Raw genomic sequence first — 16948 nt, forward strand, 5'->3', positions numbered from 1 at the left:
AGCTCCTATTCTGAGCCACGCCCGGCACCGAACAGACCGGTGGGGCGGAAAATGAGAATCGCCAGGAAAATCAGGAAGTACACGACTTCCTTGAGGTCAGGGGCGATGTAATAGCCAGCCAGGCTGTCGACGACGCCGATCAGCAACGAACCAACCAAGGCACCGGAGAGGCTGCCAAGTCCACCTAGCACCACGATGACGAACGCGGTGAGGACGAAGAAGGTGCCGAAGGTCGGAAACACCGGGTACTGCGGCGCGATCATCGCCGCCGCCAGCCCCAGGCAGGCGCAGCCCAGGCCAAAGGCGAAGATGTAGATGCGGTTTACGTTCACCCCCATGAGCAACGCGGCATTGCGGTGCTGTGCCGTGGCGCGCACGGCGCGCCCCAGGAAGGTGTTGTGCAGGAACCAGTGCAGGCCGCCGACCAGTGCCAGCGAAACCATGAACGTCAGTAACTGGCCGGTGTTAGCCCGCAGCGGGCCGACGGCCAAACTGCCGGCCCCCACACCGCTCGGATTGCTCACGGTGAGCACATCGGCACCGAATACCATCAGCGCAGCGTTCATCAGGGCGATCGACACCCCAACCGTGGCGAAGATCTGAATGTGCCCTTCGGCGGCCAATAGGGGTTGGATGATGAAGCGCTGCATGCCCGCGCCCAGCACAAACAGCAGCGCCACTGCAGGAATGACCGTGGCGTAGGGGTGCAGGCCGAAATGCACGTTCATCAGGTACACCGCGTACATGCCGATCATCAGGAACTCGCCATGGGCGAAGTTGACCACCCGGACGATGCCAAAAATCAGCGTCAGACCGATGCTGATGATGGCGAGCGTGCCACCCAGCAACACACCGTTCAGCAGAAGTTGCAGGAAGATATCCATGAAAGGTCCTCATGCGCAGGCGGCGCGCCACAAGCACGACGCGGGCCTGCGTACAGCGTGTGGGTCAGGGCTGGCTGGCCAGAGTGGCCTGGGCAACGGCGGCGGCTTGGGGATAGACGGTTTTAAGCACGCCCTGCTGCCACTGCATGATGGTGGTTTGTGCGCGCTCGTTCTGGCCATTGGCAGCGAACTTCGCACCGATGTTCGCGGCGGTCTGACCGATCGGAATGTCGATCGTCTTTACCGCTTCGCGGATGTCTTCGGCATCGAGCGATTTGGCGCTGGCCATGGCATCGAGGAATACCTTGGCGCCGACATAGTTGATCAGGCTGTGGCCTGAGCGCGGCTCGCTGCCGTAGCGTGCGCGATAGGCTTCGGCGAAGGCAGCGATGCCCGGTGCACCGGCCTCGTTGGTCTGGAACTGCGGGAAATCGACGTCCAGTACGCCTTCGATGTTCTGCGCGCCGACCACCTTGACGGTGTCCTGCATGGAATAGCCTCCACCGGCACCGATGATGGCCTTAGGCGCAAAGCCGGCTTCACGGATCTGTCGGAAGAACAGGGTGGTGTCGTTCTGGTAGGAGGTTTGCAACACAACATCGGCGCCAGCGCCTTTGAGGCGCAGGATAAGTGACGAAAGGTCGACGGCTTTGGCGGAGTAGGGCAGCACCTCCACCACTTGCAAGCCTTCCTTGGCCGCCAACTCTTTCTGGAAGTTGGCGATGGTCGTGCCGTACAGCGCGTCTTCATGAATGATCGCAATCTTCAGGCTCTTGGCATCAACCTTCAGTTGAGGAGCGACCAGTTGGGTGATGGCGGTGATGGTGCCTTCGGCGAAATTACGAGCGGTGGGGTTGCTGCGATAAACGTTTTGAAGCCCACGATCGGTGATGTTGTCGGCCACGGCTCCGAGCTCGAAATAAGGAATGCCGGCCAGCTCGGTCACTTGCGTGGCGGCGAAAGACAATGCCGAGGAGTAACTGCCGAACACCGCAGCGACGTTGTCGCTGGAGGTAAGCCGGCGAGCGGCGCTGACCGCTTGCGCGGCATCCACTGCATCGGCCTTGATCAGCTTGATTCGCTCACCGTTGAGGCCGCCAGCGGCATTGCGCTGCTCCACGGCCAATTCGACCCCGCGAAAACTCTCATCGCCCAGCAGTGCGAGGGCTCCGCTGAGTGGGTAGAGGGCACCTATTGGCACATCGGCATGTGCGGTGAGCGAGACTGACAGGGTAAGGGCAGCAAGGCCATTGATGGCCCAGGGCATGATTTTCATTGTGTTGCCTCCTGGTGTATCAGCCATGCCGCATGGATTTGAACCGGTTCAATTACAGGGTCAAAAAAAACGCCTGGCAAGGCGTGGGCTGCGTGGCTGTGGTCTTATTGTTGATTCAGGACGACTTTGTTCATAAATGAACCGGTTCATTTTTAAGTCTGGTGATACACTGCTGTCAAGCAGGAGTTACCACCACCATGACAAAAAACGACAAACCAAAACTGCGCGACGTGGCACGTCTGGCCGGCGTTTCACTGGGCAGTGCTTCTCGTGCCTTGTCCAACCCGGACCAGGTCAAACCAAGCACGCTTGCCAAGGTCGATGCGGCTGTACGGCAGCTGCAGTATGTGATGGACGGCGCTGCGCGAGCCCTCGCATTACGGCGTACCTTCAGTGTCGCTGCGATCTTCCCCACATTGAACAACCCGATCTACGCTGACTCGATCCAGGCGCTGCAGCAGCGGCTCAATACAAGTGGCTACCAACTGATCATTGCCTCGCACGAGTACGATCGTGAGCGAGAGCTTTCCAGTGTGCGTAACTTTATCGAAAGAGGTGTGGAAGGGATTTTCCTGGTGGGCACAGACCATGATCCTGCGGTGTTCGAACTGTTGCAGCGATCACAGCGCCCCTACGTCCTGATGTGGTCGGTGGATGATTGCCGTGAACACTGCGCGGTGGGCTTCAGCAATGTGCGGGGAGGCGAGTTGATCGCGGACCATGTGCTTGCGCTAGGCCACCGGGACGTTGCAATTCTCACCGGACAGCGCCAGTACAACGAGCGTGCCAGGTATCGAATCGAAGGGGTGCGTAAACGCTTTGCGCAGATGGGGCTCGATATTCCTGAAAACCGGATCATCGAACAGCCATTCAGCCTTGACGGCGGACGCGCCGGTTTCGAGCAGGTGTTTGCCATGCAACCGCGACCGACTGCGCTGGTTTGCACCACAGACCTGCTGGCGCTGGGGGCCTGCGAGCAAGCTAAACGTCGGGGAGTCTGCGTGCCGACGCAGATGACCATCACCGGCTTCGACGACATCAGTTTCAGCGCGATTGCATCGCCCTCATTGACCTCGATCAGGATCCCGATTTTCGAAATCGGGCAACTCAGCGCCGACATGATGATTGCGCAGGTCGAAGGTATCCAGATTGAGCGGGTTGTCGAACTGGACATTTCACTGGTCACGCGCGAAAGCAGCGCGAGTCCAAGTGTTGATCTGCCAAACCGTAAATAGCGCTTGAACTGAGGCACTCACCTTGGACAAAGAAAACTACGCGCAGATGCTTGCTTTTTTGTGGGCCTATGAGCATCGGAGCTTCTCGGCCGCTGCTCGGGCCAATGACCTGTCGCCATCAGCGATCAGCAAACTTGTCACTCGCTTGGAAGATCGCCTTTCAGTACGCCTGTTTCAGCGCGGGAGCCGAGCCTTGACGCTAACCGAGGAGGGGGCGGTCTACCTGACCAGTGCCCGTGCGGTCATGGACGCCATGGCGGAAGCCGACTCCCTCGCCGAGCTTTTTCCTGGCCGGCTAAGCGGAAGTTTGCGCATCCATACGATGGCGACGTTCGCCAAGCATCAGATCATACCTTGGCTGCCAGACTTCCTGGCTGATCATCCGGATCTCTCGGTGACCATCGAGGTGGGCGCGCAGTATGTTGATCAGTTCGATCACGGCCTGGATGTTGCCATTCACAGTGGTGTATTGCCTGATTCATCGCGCGTTGCCAGACGTATTGGTGAGGCCCAATGGATTACCTGCGCTGCTCCTTCCTACCTGGAGAAGCGTAGTCGGCCGCAAACGCCTGCCGACCTGCTCGAACACGATTGCTTCCACTTCGCGTTCAACAGCCCCTGGAACATCTGGAGCTACGAGCACGCTGGCGAGACAACGATCGTTCCCATCAAGCCCCGTTCGACATTCACACAAGGGGACTTGCTGCGCTCGCTCGCGTTGAATGGTGGCGGCATTGTTCGACTCGCCGATTTCCATATCGGTAAGGACCTGAGAGCCGGGCGATTGCTGCCGGTGCTGGAGTCTTATCAAAGCCGCATCGCGCAGCCGATTTATCTGATCTACCCAAACCGCAAGAATGTCAGTCCCCGTATCAGGGCCTTTATCAAGGCGATGGAGCAGCATATCGCGCTGAATCCCTGGACGATCCAGCCTCCAGCAAAGGCGAAGCGTTAACAAAAAAGGGGGAGAACCCTGCCTGTCATACTTGCGGTCCTGTGAACTCAGGGAAAACCCCCTTTGCCGTGGAGTCACAACTCGCCTGCGACCTGTTCGATTAAGGTGTCGTCAGTGCCCCGGATAGCATTTCGTAGCTGCCGGACGCGACTGTCCAGACACTCTGTCAATCGGAATAGGCTATGAACAAGAACTACATTGCTGGCCAGTGGGTCGAGGGTGCGAGTATCAATCGCAATATCAACCCATCGGATATCACCGATATCGTCGGCGAATACGCTAGGGCCGATACCCGCCAGGCTGAGCTGGCCGTAGAGGCTGCGCATGATGCGCAACCCACCTGGGCCCGGATGAGCGCTGAACAGCGTGGCGATGCCTTAGACCGGATCGGCTCCGAGATACTCGCACGCAAAGAAGAACTCGGCTTGCTGCTTTCACGGGAGGAGGGCAAGACGCTAGTAGAGGGCGTCGGCGAGGTGGTCCGCGCCGGCAGGGTGTTCAAGTTTTTCGCGGGCGAAGCTCTGCGTCTGTCGGGCGAACGCCTCGCAAATATTCGTCCGGATGTCGAAGCCGAAGTACGGCGCGAGCCTGAAGGCGTAGTGGGCATCATCACTCCTTGGAATTTCCCCATTGCCATCCCCGCCTGGAAAATTGCGCCGGCATTGGCATATGGCAATGCGGTGGTGTTCAAACCGGCAGACCTGGTACCCGCTAGCGCCTGGGCCCTTGCGGAGATCATAAGCCGCGCAGGTCAGCTCCCGGCAGGTGTTTTCAACCTGGTCATGGGCCCAGGCTCCCAGGTTGGCAATGTGTTCGCCAAGCATCCCAAGGTCAGGGCGTTGTCGTTCACCGGGTCAACCCAGACTGGGCGTTCCATCGGCCTCGAATGTATGGCGCGGGGTGCCAAGGTTCAGCTTGAGATGGGCGGTAAGAATCCACTGGTAGTGCTCAACGATGCCAGCCTCGAGCAGGCTGTCGAAGTGGCGGTGCAAGGCGCGTTTTTCTCGACAGGCCAGCGTTGTACTGCCTCAAGTCGCTTCATCGTCGAAGACGCCATTCATGATCGTTTCGTAGCTGCTGTCGTCGAGCGGCTGGCGATGCTGAATATCGACAACGCCACCAAAGCAGGTACGGACATTGGTCCCGTCGTCTGCGAAAGCCAACTGCAGCAGGACTGCGATTACATCGATATTGCCACCCGCGAGGGCGGGCGTCTGGTTTTCGGTGGCGAACGTGTAGTGCGAGCAACTCAGGGCTACTACCTGAACCCGGCACTGATCGTCGACACCGAAAATCATATGCGGATCAACCGCGAGGAAGTGTTCGGGCCAGTCGCCAGTGTGGTTCGCGCCCGGGATTACGATGATGCCCTGCGCCTGGCCAACGATACCGAGTTCGGCTTGTCGTCCGGCATTTGCACCACTTCGCTCAAGCACGCCAGCGACTTCAAGGCACGCTCCACGGCCGGCATGGTGATGGTCAATGTGCCAACGGCGGGGGTCGATTACAACGCTCCTTTCGGCGGGCGCAAAGGCTCCAGCTATGGTGCACGGGAGCAAGGCCCGTTCGCCCGTGAGTTCTATACCGCCATCAAGACCACCTATACACAGGCCTGAGCTCCATGCGCGAACCATCGAATACTCAAAAAATCACCGGAAATACACGGCTCTTTGCCATCGTCGCCGACCCCATTGTGCATGTGAAAACACCAGAAGACATGAACGCACTCATGCGGTCCTGGGGGCATGACAGGGTGATGGTGCCCATTCATGTCGACGAGACTCAGCTTGCTACCGCGGTCGATGGCCTGCGGGCCCTGCAGAATCTGGACGGGTTTGTGGTCACGGTCCCACACAAGAGCGCCATCGTGCCGTTGTGCGACAGCTTGTCACCGGCGGCTCGCCAAGTGGGCGCGGTAAATGTCGTACGTCGGGATGCCGAAGGGCGGCTGCATGGTGACATCCTCGACGGAGTCGGGTTTGTCGCCGGCCTGCGCAACGCGGCGATCGAGCCTGCCGGCAAGACGGTTTATCTCGCTGGGGCCGGTGGCGCCGCGCAAGCGATCGCCTTTGCCCTGGCTGAGGCCGGCGTGGCACTGCTGACAATTGCCAACCGCACCGAGGCCAAAGCACAGCAACTGGTGACCCGCCTCGCGGGATTTTTCCCAGATGTATCTTTCAAGCTGGGGGGCAGGGACCCTTCTGGGCACGACCTGGTGGTGAACGCTACCTCGATGGGACTGCGCGATAGCGATGATTATCCGTGCGAGGTTCAGCGCCTGACCCCGGAGCAAACCGTGGCGGAAATCATCATGCAGCCTGAACATACCCCCTTGCTGGTTGCGGCTGCCGAGCGCGGCTGTCGGGTCCATCCGGGGCGGCCAATGCTGCAGTCCCAGATCGCGCTCATGGCCGCGGCGATGGGAGCAACCCATGAATAACTACGACTATGTCATCGTCGGTGGCGGCACCGCCGGTTGCATCCTGGCCAACCGCCTGACTGCATCAGGCAAACACAGTGTGCTGGTGCTGGAAGCAGGCGGGGAGCCCAATGGCCGTTGGATCCCGATTCCGGCTGGGTTCAGCAAACTGATGGTGGACAAACGTTTCAACTGGGACTTCAAGACCAAACCTGAAGCCGGCACCTACAATCGTGAAATCGCTGTGCCCCGCGGGCGAGGCCTGGGTGGTTCGACGTTGATCAATGGCATGATCTACGTGCGCGGCCAACCAGGCGACTATGACGCATGGGCAGAATCAGGCGCCAAGGGTTGGAACTTCGAAACACTCAAACCTTACTTCAGAAAGATCGAGAATTATGCATCGGGGGATGAGACGCGTGGGCACCAGGGCCCCATGCACATCCACCAGGTCAGCGAGCGTTTCACGCTGTCCACCGCTTTCCTGGAAGCAGCTGCGCAGGATGGTCATCCTCACAATGCTGACTACAACGGCCGGGATCAGACCGGTTTTGGCTACTACCAAGTGGCGCAAAAAGATGGGCGGCGCTGGAGTGTAGTCGACGGCTACCTCAAACCGGCCAGGTCACGGGCAAATCTGCACATCGTCCTCCATGCGCATGTACTGCGGGTCGACGTGCAGGGGAAACGCTGCACGGGCGTAACCTATGTACACAATGGTGAGCAAGTCAGCATCAAAGCCAATGCTGAAGTCATTCTTTGCGCCGGTGCCATCCAGTCTCCGCAGTTGCTGGAATTGTCCGGCATTGGCCAGCCGCAGGTGCTGCTCGCCGCTGGTGTACCACTCAAGCACGAGCTACGCGGGGTCGGGGAGAACTACATCGACCACTTTGCTACCCGCATGAACTGGCGCATGAAGAACGTCGTGACCTTGAATGAGCTGGCACGTGGCTGGCGGCTGGGGCTGGCAGTGACCGAATACTTTACCCGGCGAACCGGCATCCTGACGCTGGGAACCGGCCTGGTGCATGGGTTCATCAAGACCGACCCAGGCTTGCCTACGCCGGATATCCAGTATTTCTTCGTGCACGCCAGCTATGCCAATGCTGCGAATCGGATATTGGACAAGCATCCTGGCATGACCATCGGGGTCAGCCAACTGCGGCCCAAGTCGATTGGTTCGGTGCATATTGAAAGCAGTGACCGAAACGCGATGCCGGCCATTCGTCCCAACATGCTGGCTGCAGACGAAGACCAGCGCTGTATTGTCGAGGGCATGAAGATCGCGCGTCGGATCGTCATGCAGCCAGCCATGGCCCGCTTCGTCGAGGAGGAAACCAGCCCTGGGCTGCAGGCGCAGTCAGATGAACAATGGCTGGAGTTTGCCCGCAAGACAGGGCAGACCATCTACCACCCTCTGGGCACCTGTCGGATGGGCGAAGACGCAAGCGCAGTCGTCGACTCGCGACTTAGGGTGCATGGCTTGCAGGGGCTGCGAGTGGTCGACGCCTCGGTGATGCCTTCCATGGTTTCAGGGAATATCCAGGGCGCGGTAATGGCTGTGGCGGAGCGGGCGGCGGATCTGATCCTTGAGGACTATCTGCCCTAGTTCCCGTGCCAAATGGCAGGCGTAACGCAAGGAGCCTGCCAAGTTGCCGTGCCGCACAGGCAAAGCGGGTTTGCTCTGGGCAGCGATGCTCTGTGCATGCCTGTCGGCATAAGCTTGAACACACTCGTTTCCACGCACCAGGCGTGCTGAGTGAGAGGTTCATGCACCCTCGTGCATGAGCGGGCCAGGAAGCCAATAAATAACAATAATCAAATATCGGAGCTTTCTAATGGAACTTCGCAGCGACCCTCAATCCGCTGTTGGCCTTTCTACAAAAAAAATACAGGGCGCCGGCGCTGTCTCCTGGGGCGCGATGCTGCTGCTCTGGCTGGTGTATGCGCTGGACGCCAATTCACGGCACCTGTTTTTCATGGTGTTGCCTTCAATCACCAGCGAGTTCAAAACCAGCGCTGAAATGGCCGGGTTACTGGCGGCGGTCATCACCATCTCGACATCGTTGCTCGCTGTGCCACTGATGGTATGGGTGGATAAAGGTGGTCATGGCTGGCGGCGCAAATATCGGCATTTGCCTATCGTATTCGCCTATACGCTGTTCACGTTCCTGACGGGCTTCAACTTCCTCACCGCTTCATTGGGCGTGCTGGTGTGCTTGCAGATCCTTTCCCATGCTTTTGGCGGGGTGGGCGAGGCCGTGGAGGTCACCTCCCTGGCCGAGTGGTGGTCCAAGGAGCGTCGCGGCTTCGCGCTCGGTCTTCACCACACGGGTTACCCGTGGGGCACGTTGATTGGTGGTGTGGCGATCAGTGCGCTATTGAACGCCTACGGCCCCGAAAACTGGCGCTATGCGTTCTTGCTGTTCCCGATTCCCATGATCATCGTATTCACCTTGTACTGGAAGTTCAGCACGGCAGCGCGCTATCGAAAATTTACGGCGCATGTCGCCGCCGTTGGTGAAACCGCACCGAGTCTGAGCGATACACCTGCAATCCCGCAAAAAGGTGTGCTTAAGGACGTCCTGCGAAACCCCAATATCAGCGTCATTGCCCTGATCTCGATGTTCGCAATAGTCGGCTACTTCGGCATCAGCTTCTGGTTGCCGCAATACCTCGCGTTCGTTGCGCATTACAACTTTGCCCAAGCCGCAGCGTACTCTGTGCTCTTCACTATCACGGGTGGGATCGGCCAGATCCTGTGGGGATGGCTATCGGATCGAATCGGTCGAAAGTTGAGCCTGGTGATCGTCTTTCTCTGGCTGGGCGTGGGCATGTATCTGTTCCGCTATACCTCGGTCAGCCTCGGGTGGCTGATCGGCGTGCAGTTGTTTGCCGGTTTCGCCATGAATGCGCCCTACACCTTGCTGTATGCGATCGCATTCGACTCAGCCAAACCCGGCACGACTGGCTTGGCAGGCTCGGTGGTTAACGCAGGCATTTACGCGGGTGGTTTCGGCCCGCTGCTGATTGGTTTGTTCATTGGGGCCGGAGGCGGTTTCGAGCAGTCCGCAGGTTATCACCTTGCCCTGGTGTTCATCTCAGCGCTGATGTTCGTGGCGGCACTGTTGACGGCACTGTTCACCCGGGAAACGGCGGGTTGGTTCAAGCGTTATGACCGGTCGCTGGTCAGCCGCAGCGCGTGCAACATGAGTTGAGACGCTCCCTATTCTGATTGATGGTCACAACAACAAACGAGAACAATCATGTCCGATAAAAAAGTACCTCACGTACGTGAACTGCTTAAAGACGCTCCGCGCAATTGGGGTAAGTGGGGCGCTGACGATGAAGTCGGCTGTCTGAACTACCTCACTGCCAAGGAAGCCTTGGAGGGTGTCAGCCAAGTCCGGCAGGGGAAGACCTTTACCCTGCAGGTTCGTATTGGCGATGAGAAGGGCGATCCGGTTTGGCCAGGACGTACTCCGGCGCGGCGTATGAACATCATGGATCGCGGGCACTACAACTGTGGAAAAGGACCGCATTTCCCAGGTTGCTACGAGTATGCTGACGATGTGATGTTTTTCCATCTGCAGGGCTCAACGCAATATGACGCCCTTGGCCACGTGTGGTACGACGATCAGATCTGGAACGGCTACGATGCAGACACCACCATCGGCGGGCTGGCGAAGGCCAGCGTCGCACCGATTGGGGAAAAGGGCGTCGTGGGGCGTGGGATTCTCATCGACATGGCGCGCTTTCGCGACAAGCAGGTGTTGGCACCAGGGGAAACCTTCAATCACGAGGATTTGATGAACGCCGCTGCCGCTCAAGGCGTCAAGATCCAGAAACGCGACATTCTGCTCATTCGTACAGGATGGATCGGTTCGTTCTACTATCGCGACAGCGAAGAGTTCTACAAAGACTTCATCGAACCGGGACTGACCTATAGCCCGGAGCTTGTGCAATGGTTCCAGGACATGGAAATTCCCAACATCGTGACTGACACCATTGCCAACGAAGTAACCGTCGACCCGGTTTCCGGCGTCGCGTTGCCACTGCATAACGCATTGATGCGTAATCTTGGTATTACCCTGACAGAGATTGCGCAGTTGGATCCGCTTGCCGCCGACTGTGCCGAAGATGGGCAATGGACTTTCTTGTACACCGCTGCGCCGCTGAAGGTAGTAGGGGGGACTGGCGCACCGGTCAATCCGATCGTAATCAAGTAGCCTGCGTTGGGGCGCCATAATGGCGCCCTCGCGCTAGAGTCATCTATGCGCAGAACGCAATGCTGAGTGCGACTCGCGCGGGGTTAAGGAAACTCCGAACAAGTTGCCCATCAGCCGGAAATGGACGGCTTGGGCATGCCGAAAAGCCCGATTTTCACCCGCTGATTATTGGATAACCAAGGCACAGCCTTGGTTTTCTGCCCTCACGGGCGCACCTCTCCCGCAGCAGGCAATAATTGCCGGCGCACCATCCACAGATTCGACAGCGCAAACAGCGTGGTCAGTTGCGCTGTGTTCTTGGCCAAGCCGCGAAAACGCGTCTTTACATAGCCGAACTGGCGTTTGATCACCCGGAACGGGTGCTCCACCTTTGCACGCACTTGCGCCTTGGCCTTTTCGATCTTGCGCTTGGCTTTGTAGAGCACGCTGCGTTTGCTCAAGTGCTTGTAGGTGCTGCGTCGCGCAGCTATCTGCCAGATCACTGGCCGCCCGTCGTGCTCAGGCCGCTTCTCTACGCCGGTGTAGCCCGCGTCGGCACACACGACGTTCTCTGCGCCATGCAGCAGTTGTGCAACTTCCATTACGTCGGCCACGTTCGCGGCGGTGCCATGAACGTGATGCACCAGACCCGATTCAGCATCCGCGCCGATGTGCGCCTTCATGCCGAAATAGTACTGGTTGCCCTTCTTCGTTTGATGCATTTCAGGATCGCGCTTGCCTTCCTTGTTCTTGGTCGAACTGGGCGCGTGGATGATGGTGGCGTCGACAATGGTGCCCTGGCGCAACGACAGGCCCTTGTCTCGCAGGTAATTGTTGATGGTTTCCAGAATGCCCGCCGCCAGCTGATGCTTCTCCAGCAGGTGCCGGAAATTCATGATCGTCGTGTCTTCGGGGATCGGAGCGCTGAGCGTCAGGCGAGCAAACTGGCGCATCGACGTGATTTCGTACAGTGCTTCTTCCATGGCCGGATCGCTCAGCGAAAACCAGTTTTGCAGCAGGTGAACACGCAGCATGGTTTCCAGTGGGTACGGCTTGCGACCACCGCCGGCCTTTGGGTAATGCGGCTCGATCAATGCCACCAAACCGCTCCACGGCACCACCTGCTCCATCTCGGCCAGGAAACGCTCGCGACGGGTTTGCTTGCGCTTACCGGCGTACTCGAAATCGGAAAAGCTCATCTGACTCATGGGAAGGAGGGCTTGTAGAGGGCTGTTGGACAGAGGGCTATTTCAGCACAGGTCAGATGGCCTGTGCTGACTTGTTCGGAGTTTCCTTAATCAATCAACCCCCCCAGGCTAGCGTTGCTGATCGATATTTACGCGCTGCTCTCCATCCTCAGGAGCGCTTGGCTCCTGCAAATCCGCTTGACCGCAATTTTCAGCCATCGCGCGGTATTCCCTGCGCAGCGCTCGAAGCTCTTTGCTGTCCATATCTTCCAAATCCAAGACAGAACGTTGAGCCGACTTGGTGGCTCGAATCAGCTCGTCCAGCTTCACGTGGATGATGTCGTTATCCCTGTTCTGCGTGTTCTGGATCAGAAACACCATCAGGAAAGTGACGATCGTCGTAGAGGTGTTGATGATGAGCTGCCAGGTGTCGTTGTAGTGGAACCAGGGCCCTGAGATAGCCCATAACCCAATGAGCACCACGGCGATCAAAAATGTACTTGGCTTCCCCGACCGGTTGGCGAGCCATTGGCAGAACTGCGCGAATTTCATGACTTTCTCCTAGGTGTACTAGAACGTAGGACCGTCGTGAGAGCCTGAAATCTTTTTTTACATTTGGTCGGCTAGACAAGTGACATCTGGAGACAGGCTGAACGAGCCGCTTCGGTACCCACTCGAACGCTCACCATCTGAGTTTCAAGGCGTTTGGGTAATGACCTTCATCGTTTGGTTCGCCATGCTGGGCGCAGTGCTCTTGGTCCTAGCCCTGTCATCGTCCTATCTTCGCTGGGCACCGGTTACCACCTCGGTGGTTTGTCTTGGCCTTGGCACCACGCTCGGTTCACCTGCTCTAGGGTTGCTACAGTTGGACCTCTCTAAATCGAGTGGTTGGCTGGAACACCTCACCGAAGTGGCCGTGCTGTTCTCTCTTTTCTTCAGCGGCCTCAAATTGCGTTTGCCACTTCGAAATCCCAGGTGGCGGACAGCGTTCTACCTTGCGGGCCCAGTGCTCGTGCTGTGCATAGGAGGTGTAAGCCTCCTGCTTCATTATGCACTCAACATGAGTTGGGGCGTTTCGGTGCTAATTGGCGCCATTCTCGCCCCCACAGATCCGGTGCTTGCAACCCTCGTGCAGGTGGTAGATGCCCAGGATGATGACCCTGTGCGCTTCGGTTTGTCGGGAGAGGCCGGGTTGAACGACGGTGTGGCCTTTCCCTTCGTAACGCTGGGGCTGCTGTTACAGCGAGATCCCGGGGAGCCGTGGTTCATCCATTGGGTCTTCGGGGATGTGCTATGGGCAGCCTCCGCCGGCGCATTGTGCGGGTATTGGATGGGAAGAGGCCTAGGCAAGCTGACCCTCTACTTGCGCTTGCGCAACGACGACAGCACTGTCTCGCCTAATGATTATCTTGCCCTCGCTCTCGTGGCGCTTGCTTATGTCATCACCGAGGCGATACAGGGTTATGGCTTCCTGGCCGTGTTCGCCGCGGGACTCGGGCTGCGGCAGGCCGAAGTGCTTACTGCTGCGAGTCCTTCAGATCCTGCGGCAGAACATCTGGTGCAGCCGGTGGTGGGTCACCAGCATGTGGCGCCAGAGCTGGCCGTTAAGGGGGATGTCGCAGAGCTCGACGACTCCCGCGTCGCGGCAGGGATCATGCTGGGTGATATGTTGGCGTTTGGCAGCCTGGTTGAGCGAGCAATGGAAGTCTTTCTGGTCACACTCTTGGGTGTGGTGCTGCTGGAGCACTGGGATTGGCAGGGGCTCATCGTAGCGGGCGCACTGTTCTGTATCATCCGACCACTCAGTGTTTTTCTCACCCCTTTGCGCCAAGGTTTGGATGCTCCGCAGCGAGGACTTCTGGGCTGGTTCGGTATCAAGGGAATCGGCAGCCTGTACTATCTCTTCTACGCGATAAATCACGGGCTTCCCCCAAATGCTGCAGCGCAGAGTAGCAACCTGGTTCTGTCAGTCGTTGCGCTGAGCATCTTGGTTCATGGTCTCTCTGTTCAATCTCTCCTGGCACGCTATCAGGCCCGGCGAAAGCGGACGCCTTGATCCTCGACAAAACCTTCTCCTAAAGGTCCAGGAACAGGACATTCTCGGCGGCTGAACTATGCTGGAGAGCTGCCCAAGTGTAAGCGGCCAGCAAACACACCTTCAGAATCTCAGCATTAAGGGCGATGGTGTCCACCTAAAAATACGTGGACACCATCGCCCTTATCGCAAGGATCACCATGCGCCAGCGCACCTCTTATCCAAAACCGTTCAAAGCCCAAGTCGTCCAGGAATGTCTTCAACCTGACGTATCGATAGCCAGCATCGCGCTGCGCCATGGCATCAACGCCAACCTGGTGCGCAAATGGATTCCGCTCTATCGTGACCGTCAACCTGACGCGCTACCGGCATTCGTGCCGCTGACGATGAAGCCCGAATCTGAGCCTGCACAACCCACACTGGCGCGCATCGAAATTCCGTTCAAACTACAAACAGTCACAGTGATCTGGCCCGCTGTCGATCCCGATGGCTGTGCGCGCTTCATTCGCGGTCTCGTCAAATGATTCGCATCGATACAATCTGGCTCGCCACCGAGCCCATGGACATGCGCGCCGGCACCGAAACGGCGTTGGCCCGCGTCGTCGCGGTCTTCGGTGCGGCGAAGCCGCACTGCGCTTATCTCTTTGCCAACCGCCGCGCCAACCGGATGAAGGTGCTAGTGCATGACGGCATTGGCGTGTGGTTGGCAGCACGCCGACTGAACCAAGGTAAATTCCACTGGCCGGGCGCTCGTCACGGCGCTCAAATGGAACTGGACAGCGAGCAAGTTCAGGCACTCATCGTCGGATTACCTTGGCAACGCATGGGTGCCAACAGCACCATCACACGGCTTTAGTACTGACTATTGGCATAACCGCCAATCGCCGCCAGTGTGTTGCTCTGGCATGATTGGCGGCATGACTTCTTTACCCGACCTCGACCAACTGACCCCTGCAGAGCTGCGCGCGTTGCTCGAGCAGACGCTGACATTGCAGTCTCAAGTCGAGACGATGAGTCGCAAGATCCAGAACGACAAGATCGTCATCGAGCAGCTCACTCATGAGATCGCTGTCCTCAAACGTCATAAGTACGCCAAACGCAGCGAACAGATCAGTCCAGAGCAAGGCCGCTTGCTCGATGATTTGCTCAGCACTGACCTTGAGGCCATCGAAGCCGAGCTGAACGCACTTCATCCCGACCCAGCCCCAAAAGAGCCAGGCCAGAAGCCCAAGCGCGCACCACTGCCTGCACAGCTTCCGCGCACCGTGATTCATCATGAACCCGACAACACCCAATGTGCGTGTGGCTGCGAGCTTCAGCGCATCGGTGAAGATGTCAGCGAAAAGCTCGATTACACGCCGGGCGTGTTCACGGTTGAGCAGCATGTACGTGGAAAGTGGGCCTGCCGAAGTTGCGAAACCCTGATACAGGCACCGGTTCCGGCGCAAGTCATCGACAAAGGCATCCCCACCGCAGGTCTGCTGGCCCATGTCATGGTGGCCAAGTTCGCTGACCACCTGCCGTTGTACCGGCAGGAAAAGATCTTTGGCCGCGCCGGCCTGGCGATTCCACGCTCGACACTGGCCCGGTGGGTCGGGCAAACCGGCGCGCAGCTTCAACCGCTTGTCGATGCCCTGCGTGAAGCGGTGCTGGCTCAACCAGTCATCCACGCCGATGAAACACCGGTTCAGATGTTGGCACCGGGTGAAAAGAAAACCCATCGAAGTTATGTGTGGGCCTATAGCAGCACTGCTTACGCAGAGCTTAAATCCGTGGTTTACGACTTCAGCCCGAGCCGTGCCGGCGAGCATGCGCGTAACTTCCTGGGCGACTGGCGCGGCAAGTTGGTGTGCGATGACTTTGCCGGCTACAAGGCCAGTTTCGAACAGGGCATCGTCGAGATTGGCTGCATGGCCCATGCGCGCCGTAAGTTCTTTGACTTGCATGCGGCGAACAAGAGCCAGTTGGCCGAGCAGGCCCTTCTGACAATCGGTGCGCTCTACGAGGTCGAACGGCAGGCCAAGGACATGAGCGAAGACGACCGTCGGCGAATACGTCAGCGAGATGCGGTTCCCATCGCTGAAAAACTGCATGACTGGATGCTGACCCAGCGCGAGCTGGTACCCGAAGGCTCGACCATCGCCAAAGCTCTGGATTACAGCTTGAAACGCTGGGTAGCGCTGACGCGCTACCTGGACGACGGCGCCTTGCCCATCGATAACAACCACGTCGAGAACCAAATACGACCGTGGGCACTTGGGCGTGCCAATTGGTTGTTCGCAGGATCACTGCGCAGTGGCAAGCGGGCGGCGGCGATCATGAGCCTGATTCAGTCGGCGCGCATGAATGGACATGATCCGTATGCCTATCTCAAGGACGTGTTGACGCGACTGCCAACACAGCGGGCTAGCGAGATTGAGGCTTTGCTGCCGCATCAATGGGAACCGGCCTGACTTACGCAAGGTGAGTTGGGCGGACGCTTACAAAAAAGCCGCCTGCAGGCAAGCGGCAACACCAAAGGGCAATGAAGGACACTCGGTTGGTACAAGGAGGGGTACCGCGCCTCGCTTCATTGAAAAACAAAGTAATGGAAAAACTAGCACTGGCAAAATCAAACACGCTGATAGTCACTATTAATAAACTCCTCAACATGTACGTTCAACATTGCTCTAAGAGGGTGTAGACAAAATAAAGTAAGCTGCTTGTCCCTTGCCTACGCAGCATTGAGCCATGCCTAAAACCGGACGCC

General features: G+C 58.2%; 15 protein-coding genes. 11 read left to right on the forward strand and 4 right to left on the reverse strand.

Annotated features, from left to right (window positions below; all coding sequences use genetic code 11):
* Positions 1–5 precede the first annotated feature (5 nt).
* A complete protein-coding gene (locus tag B3361_RS10025; RefSeq protein ID WP_009684903.1) occupies positions 6–884 on the reverse strand; it encodes a branched-chain amino acid ABC transporter permease in 879 nt (292 codons plus the stop codon).
* Positions 885–948: 64 nt separating this feature from the next.
* Positions 949–2160 (reverse strand): ABC transporter substrate-binding protein, encoded by a 1212-nt coding sequence (locus B3361_RS10030; RefSeq protein ID WP_009684904.1) that lies wholly within the window; start codon positions 2158–2160, stop codon positions 949–951.
* Between the two features lie 197 nt (positions 2161–2357).
* Here B3361_RS10030 and B3361_RS10035 point away from each other — a divergent pair, with 197 nt between their 5' ends.
* The 7 genes from B3361_RS10035 to B3361_RS10065 all read left to right on the forward strand — a co-directional run bounded on the left by B3361_RS10035 (position 2358) and on the right by B3361_RS10065 (position 10998).
* The gene (locus tag B3361_RS10035) at positions 2358–3395 is read left to right on the forward strand and encodes a substrate-binding domain-containing protein (protein ID WP_016486890.1); all 1038 of its coding nucleotides are present in this window, start codon (positions 2358–2360) and stop codon (positions 3393–3395) included.
* A gap of 46 nt (positions 3396–3441) precedes the next feature.
* The gene (locus B3361_RS10040; RefSeq protein WP_009684906.1) at positions 3442–4350 is read left to right on the forward strand and encodes a LysR family transcriptional regulator; all 909 of its coding nucleotides are present in this window, start codon (positions 3442–3444) and stop codon (positions 4348–4350) included.
* 182 nt (positions 4351–4532) lie between these two features.
* The gene (locus B3361_RS10045) at positions 4533–5966 is read left to right on the forward strand and encodes an aldehyde dehydrogenase family protein (protein ID WP_009684907.1); all 1434 of its coding nucleotides are present in this window, start codon (positions 4533–4535) and stop codon (positions 5964–5966) included.
* A 5-nt stretch (positions 5967–5971) separates the two neighbouring features.
* Entirely contained in the window at positions 5972–6790 is an 819-nt protein-coding gene (locus tag B3361_RS10050; RefSeq protein WP_016486891.1) for a shikimate dehydrogenase family protein, read from the forward strand.
* Positions 6783–8378, forward strand: a complete 1596-nt coding sequence (locus B3361_RS10055) for a GMC family oxidoreductase (RefSeq protein WP_009684909.1) — start codon at positions 6783–6785, stop codon at positions 8376–8378. The genes B3361_RS10050 and B3361_RS10055 overlap by 8 nt, the downstream gene beginning before the upstream one ends.
* A 229-nt stretch (positions 8379–8607) precedes the next feature.
* Positions 8608–9987: an MFS transporter gene (locus tag B3361_RS10060; protein WP_052960499.1), complete on the forward strand. Its 1380-nt coding sequence runs from the start codon at positions 8608–8610 to the stop codon at positions 9985–9987.
* Positions 9988–10035: 48 nt separating this feature from the next.
* Positions 10036–10998, forward strand: a complete 963-nt coding sequence (locus B3361_RS10065) for a cyclase family protein (RefSeq protein ID WP_016486894.1) — start codon at positions 10036–10038, stop codon at positions 10996–10998.
* A gap of 203 nt (positions 10999–11201) precedes the next feature.
* On the opposite strand, the gene B3361_RS10070 is transcribed toward B3361_RS10065, so the two are convergent.
* Positions 11202–12185, reverse strand: a complete 984-nt coding sequence (locus B3361_RS10070) for an IS5 family transposase (protein WP_081264849.1) — start codon at positions 12183–12185, stop codon at positions 11202–11204.
* 108 nt (positions 12186–12293) lie between these two features.
* The gene (locus B3361_RS10075; protein ID WP_009682060.1) at positions 12294–12716 is read right to left on the reverse strand and encodes a low affinity iron permease family protein; all 423 of its coding nucleotides are present in this window, start codon (positions 12714–12716) and stop codon (positions 12294–12296) included.
* A 160-nt stretch (positions 12717–12876) separates the two neighbouring features.
* Here B3361_RS10075 and B3361_RS10080 point away from each other — a divergent pair, with 160 nt between their 5' ends.
* The 4 genes from B3361_RS10080 to tnpC all read left to right on the forward strand — a co-directional run bounded on the left by B3361_RS10080 (position 12877) and on the right by tnpC (position 16652).
* Positions 12877–14220 carry a cation:proton antiporter gene (locus B3361_RS10080; protein WP_009682061.1) on the forward strand — a complete coding sequence of 448 codons (1344 nt, stop codon included), beginning with the start codon at positions 12877–12879 and terminating at the stop codon, positions 14218–14220.
* A gap of 179 nt (positions 14221–14399) precedes the next feature.
* Complete coding sequence (gene tnpA / locus B3361_RS10085) at positions 14400–14723, forward strand: IS66-like element accessory protein TnpA (protein WP_009682062.1); 324 nt, start codon at positions 14400–14402, stop codon at positions 14721–14723.
* Positions 14720–15055, forward strand: coding sequence for an IS66 family insertion sequence element accessory protein TnpB (gene tnpB, locus B3361_RS10090; protein ID WP_009682063.1), 336 nt, complete (start codon positions 14720–14722; stop codon positions 15053–15055). Before tnpA ends, tnpB begins: the two co-directional genes overlap by 4 nt.
* Positions 15056–15116: 61 nt before the next feature.
* Positions 15117–16652 carry an IS66 family transposase gene (gene tnpC / locus B3361_RS10095; protein ID WP_054903735.1) on the forward strand — a complete coding sequence of 512 codons (1536 nt, stop codon included), beginning with the start codon at positions 15117–15119 and terminating at the stop codon, positions 16650–16652.
* Positions 16653–16948 lie beyond the last annotated feature (296 nt).

This window comes from Pseudomonas sp. UBA6699 (assembly GCF_002454615.1).
Lineage (GTDB): Bacteria > Pseudomonadota > Gammaproteobacteria > Pseudomonadales > Pseudomonadaceae > Aquipseudomonas > Aquipseudomonas juntendi.

Bases quoted from the DNA above. Each gene is read 5' to 3' on its own strand.
- B3361_RS10025 (WP_009684903.1), bottom strand. From the start codon at position 884: ATGGATATCTTCCTGCAACTTCTGCTGAACGGTGTGTTGCTGGGTGGC.
- B3361_RS10030 (WP_009684904.1), bottom strand. From the start codon at position 2,160: ATGAAAATCATGCCCTGGGCCATCAATGGCCTTGCTGCCCTTACCCTG.
- B3361_RS10035 (WP_016486890.1), top strand. From the start codon at position 2,358: ATGACAAAAAACGACAAACCAAAACTGCGCGACGTGGCACGTCTGGCC.
- B3361_RS10040 (WP_009684906.1), top strand. From the start codon at position 3,442: ATGCTTGCTTTTTTGTGGGCCTATGAGCATCGGAGCTTCTCGGCCGCT.
- B3361_RS10045 (WP_009684907.1), top strand. From the start codon at position 4,533: ATGAACAAGAACTACATTGCTGGCCAGTGGGTCGAGGGTGCGAGTATC.
- B3361_RS10050 (WP_016486891.1), top strand. From the start codon at position 5,972: ATGCGCGAACCATCGAATACTCAAAAAATCACCGGAAATACACGGCTC.
- B3361_RS10055 (WP_009684909.1), top strand. From the start codon at position 6,783: ATGAATAACTACGACTATGTCATCGTCGGTGGCGGCACCGCCGGTTGC.
- B3361_RS10060 (WP_052960499.1), top strand. From the start codon at position 8,608: ATGGAACTTCGCAGCGACCCTCAATCCGCTGTTGGCCTTTCTACAAAA.
- B3361_RS10065 (WP_016486894.1), top strand. From the start codon at position 10,036: ATGTCCGATAAAAAAGTACCTCACGTACGTGAACTGCTTAAAGACGCT.
- B3361_RS10070 (WP_081264849.1), bottom strand. From the start codon at position 12,185: ATGAGTCAGATGAGCTTTTCCGATTTCGAGTACGCCGGTAAGCGCAAG.
- B3361_RS10075 (WP_009682060.1), bottom strand. From the start codon at position 12,716: ATGAAATTCGCGCAGTTCTGCCAATGGCTCGCCAACCGGTCGGGGAAG.
- B3361_RS10080 (WP_009682061.1), top strand. From the start codon at position 12,877: ATGACCTTCATCGTTTGGTTCGCCATGCTGGGCGCAGTGCTCTTGGTC.
- tnpA (WP_009682062.1), top strand. From the start codon at position 14,400: ATGCGCCAGCGCACCTCTTATCCAAAACCGTTCAAAGCCCAAGTCGTC.
- tnpB (WP_009682063.1), top strand. From the start codon at position 14,720: ATGATTCGCATCGATACAATCTGGCTCGCCACCGAGCCCATGGACATG.
- tnpC (WP_054903735.1), top strand. From the start codon at position 15,117: ATGACTTCTTTACCCGACCTCGACCAACTGACCCCTGCAGAGCTGCGC.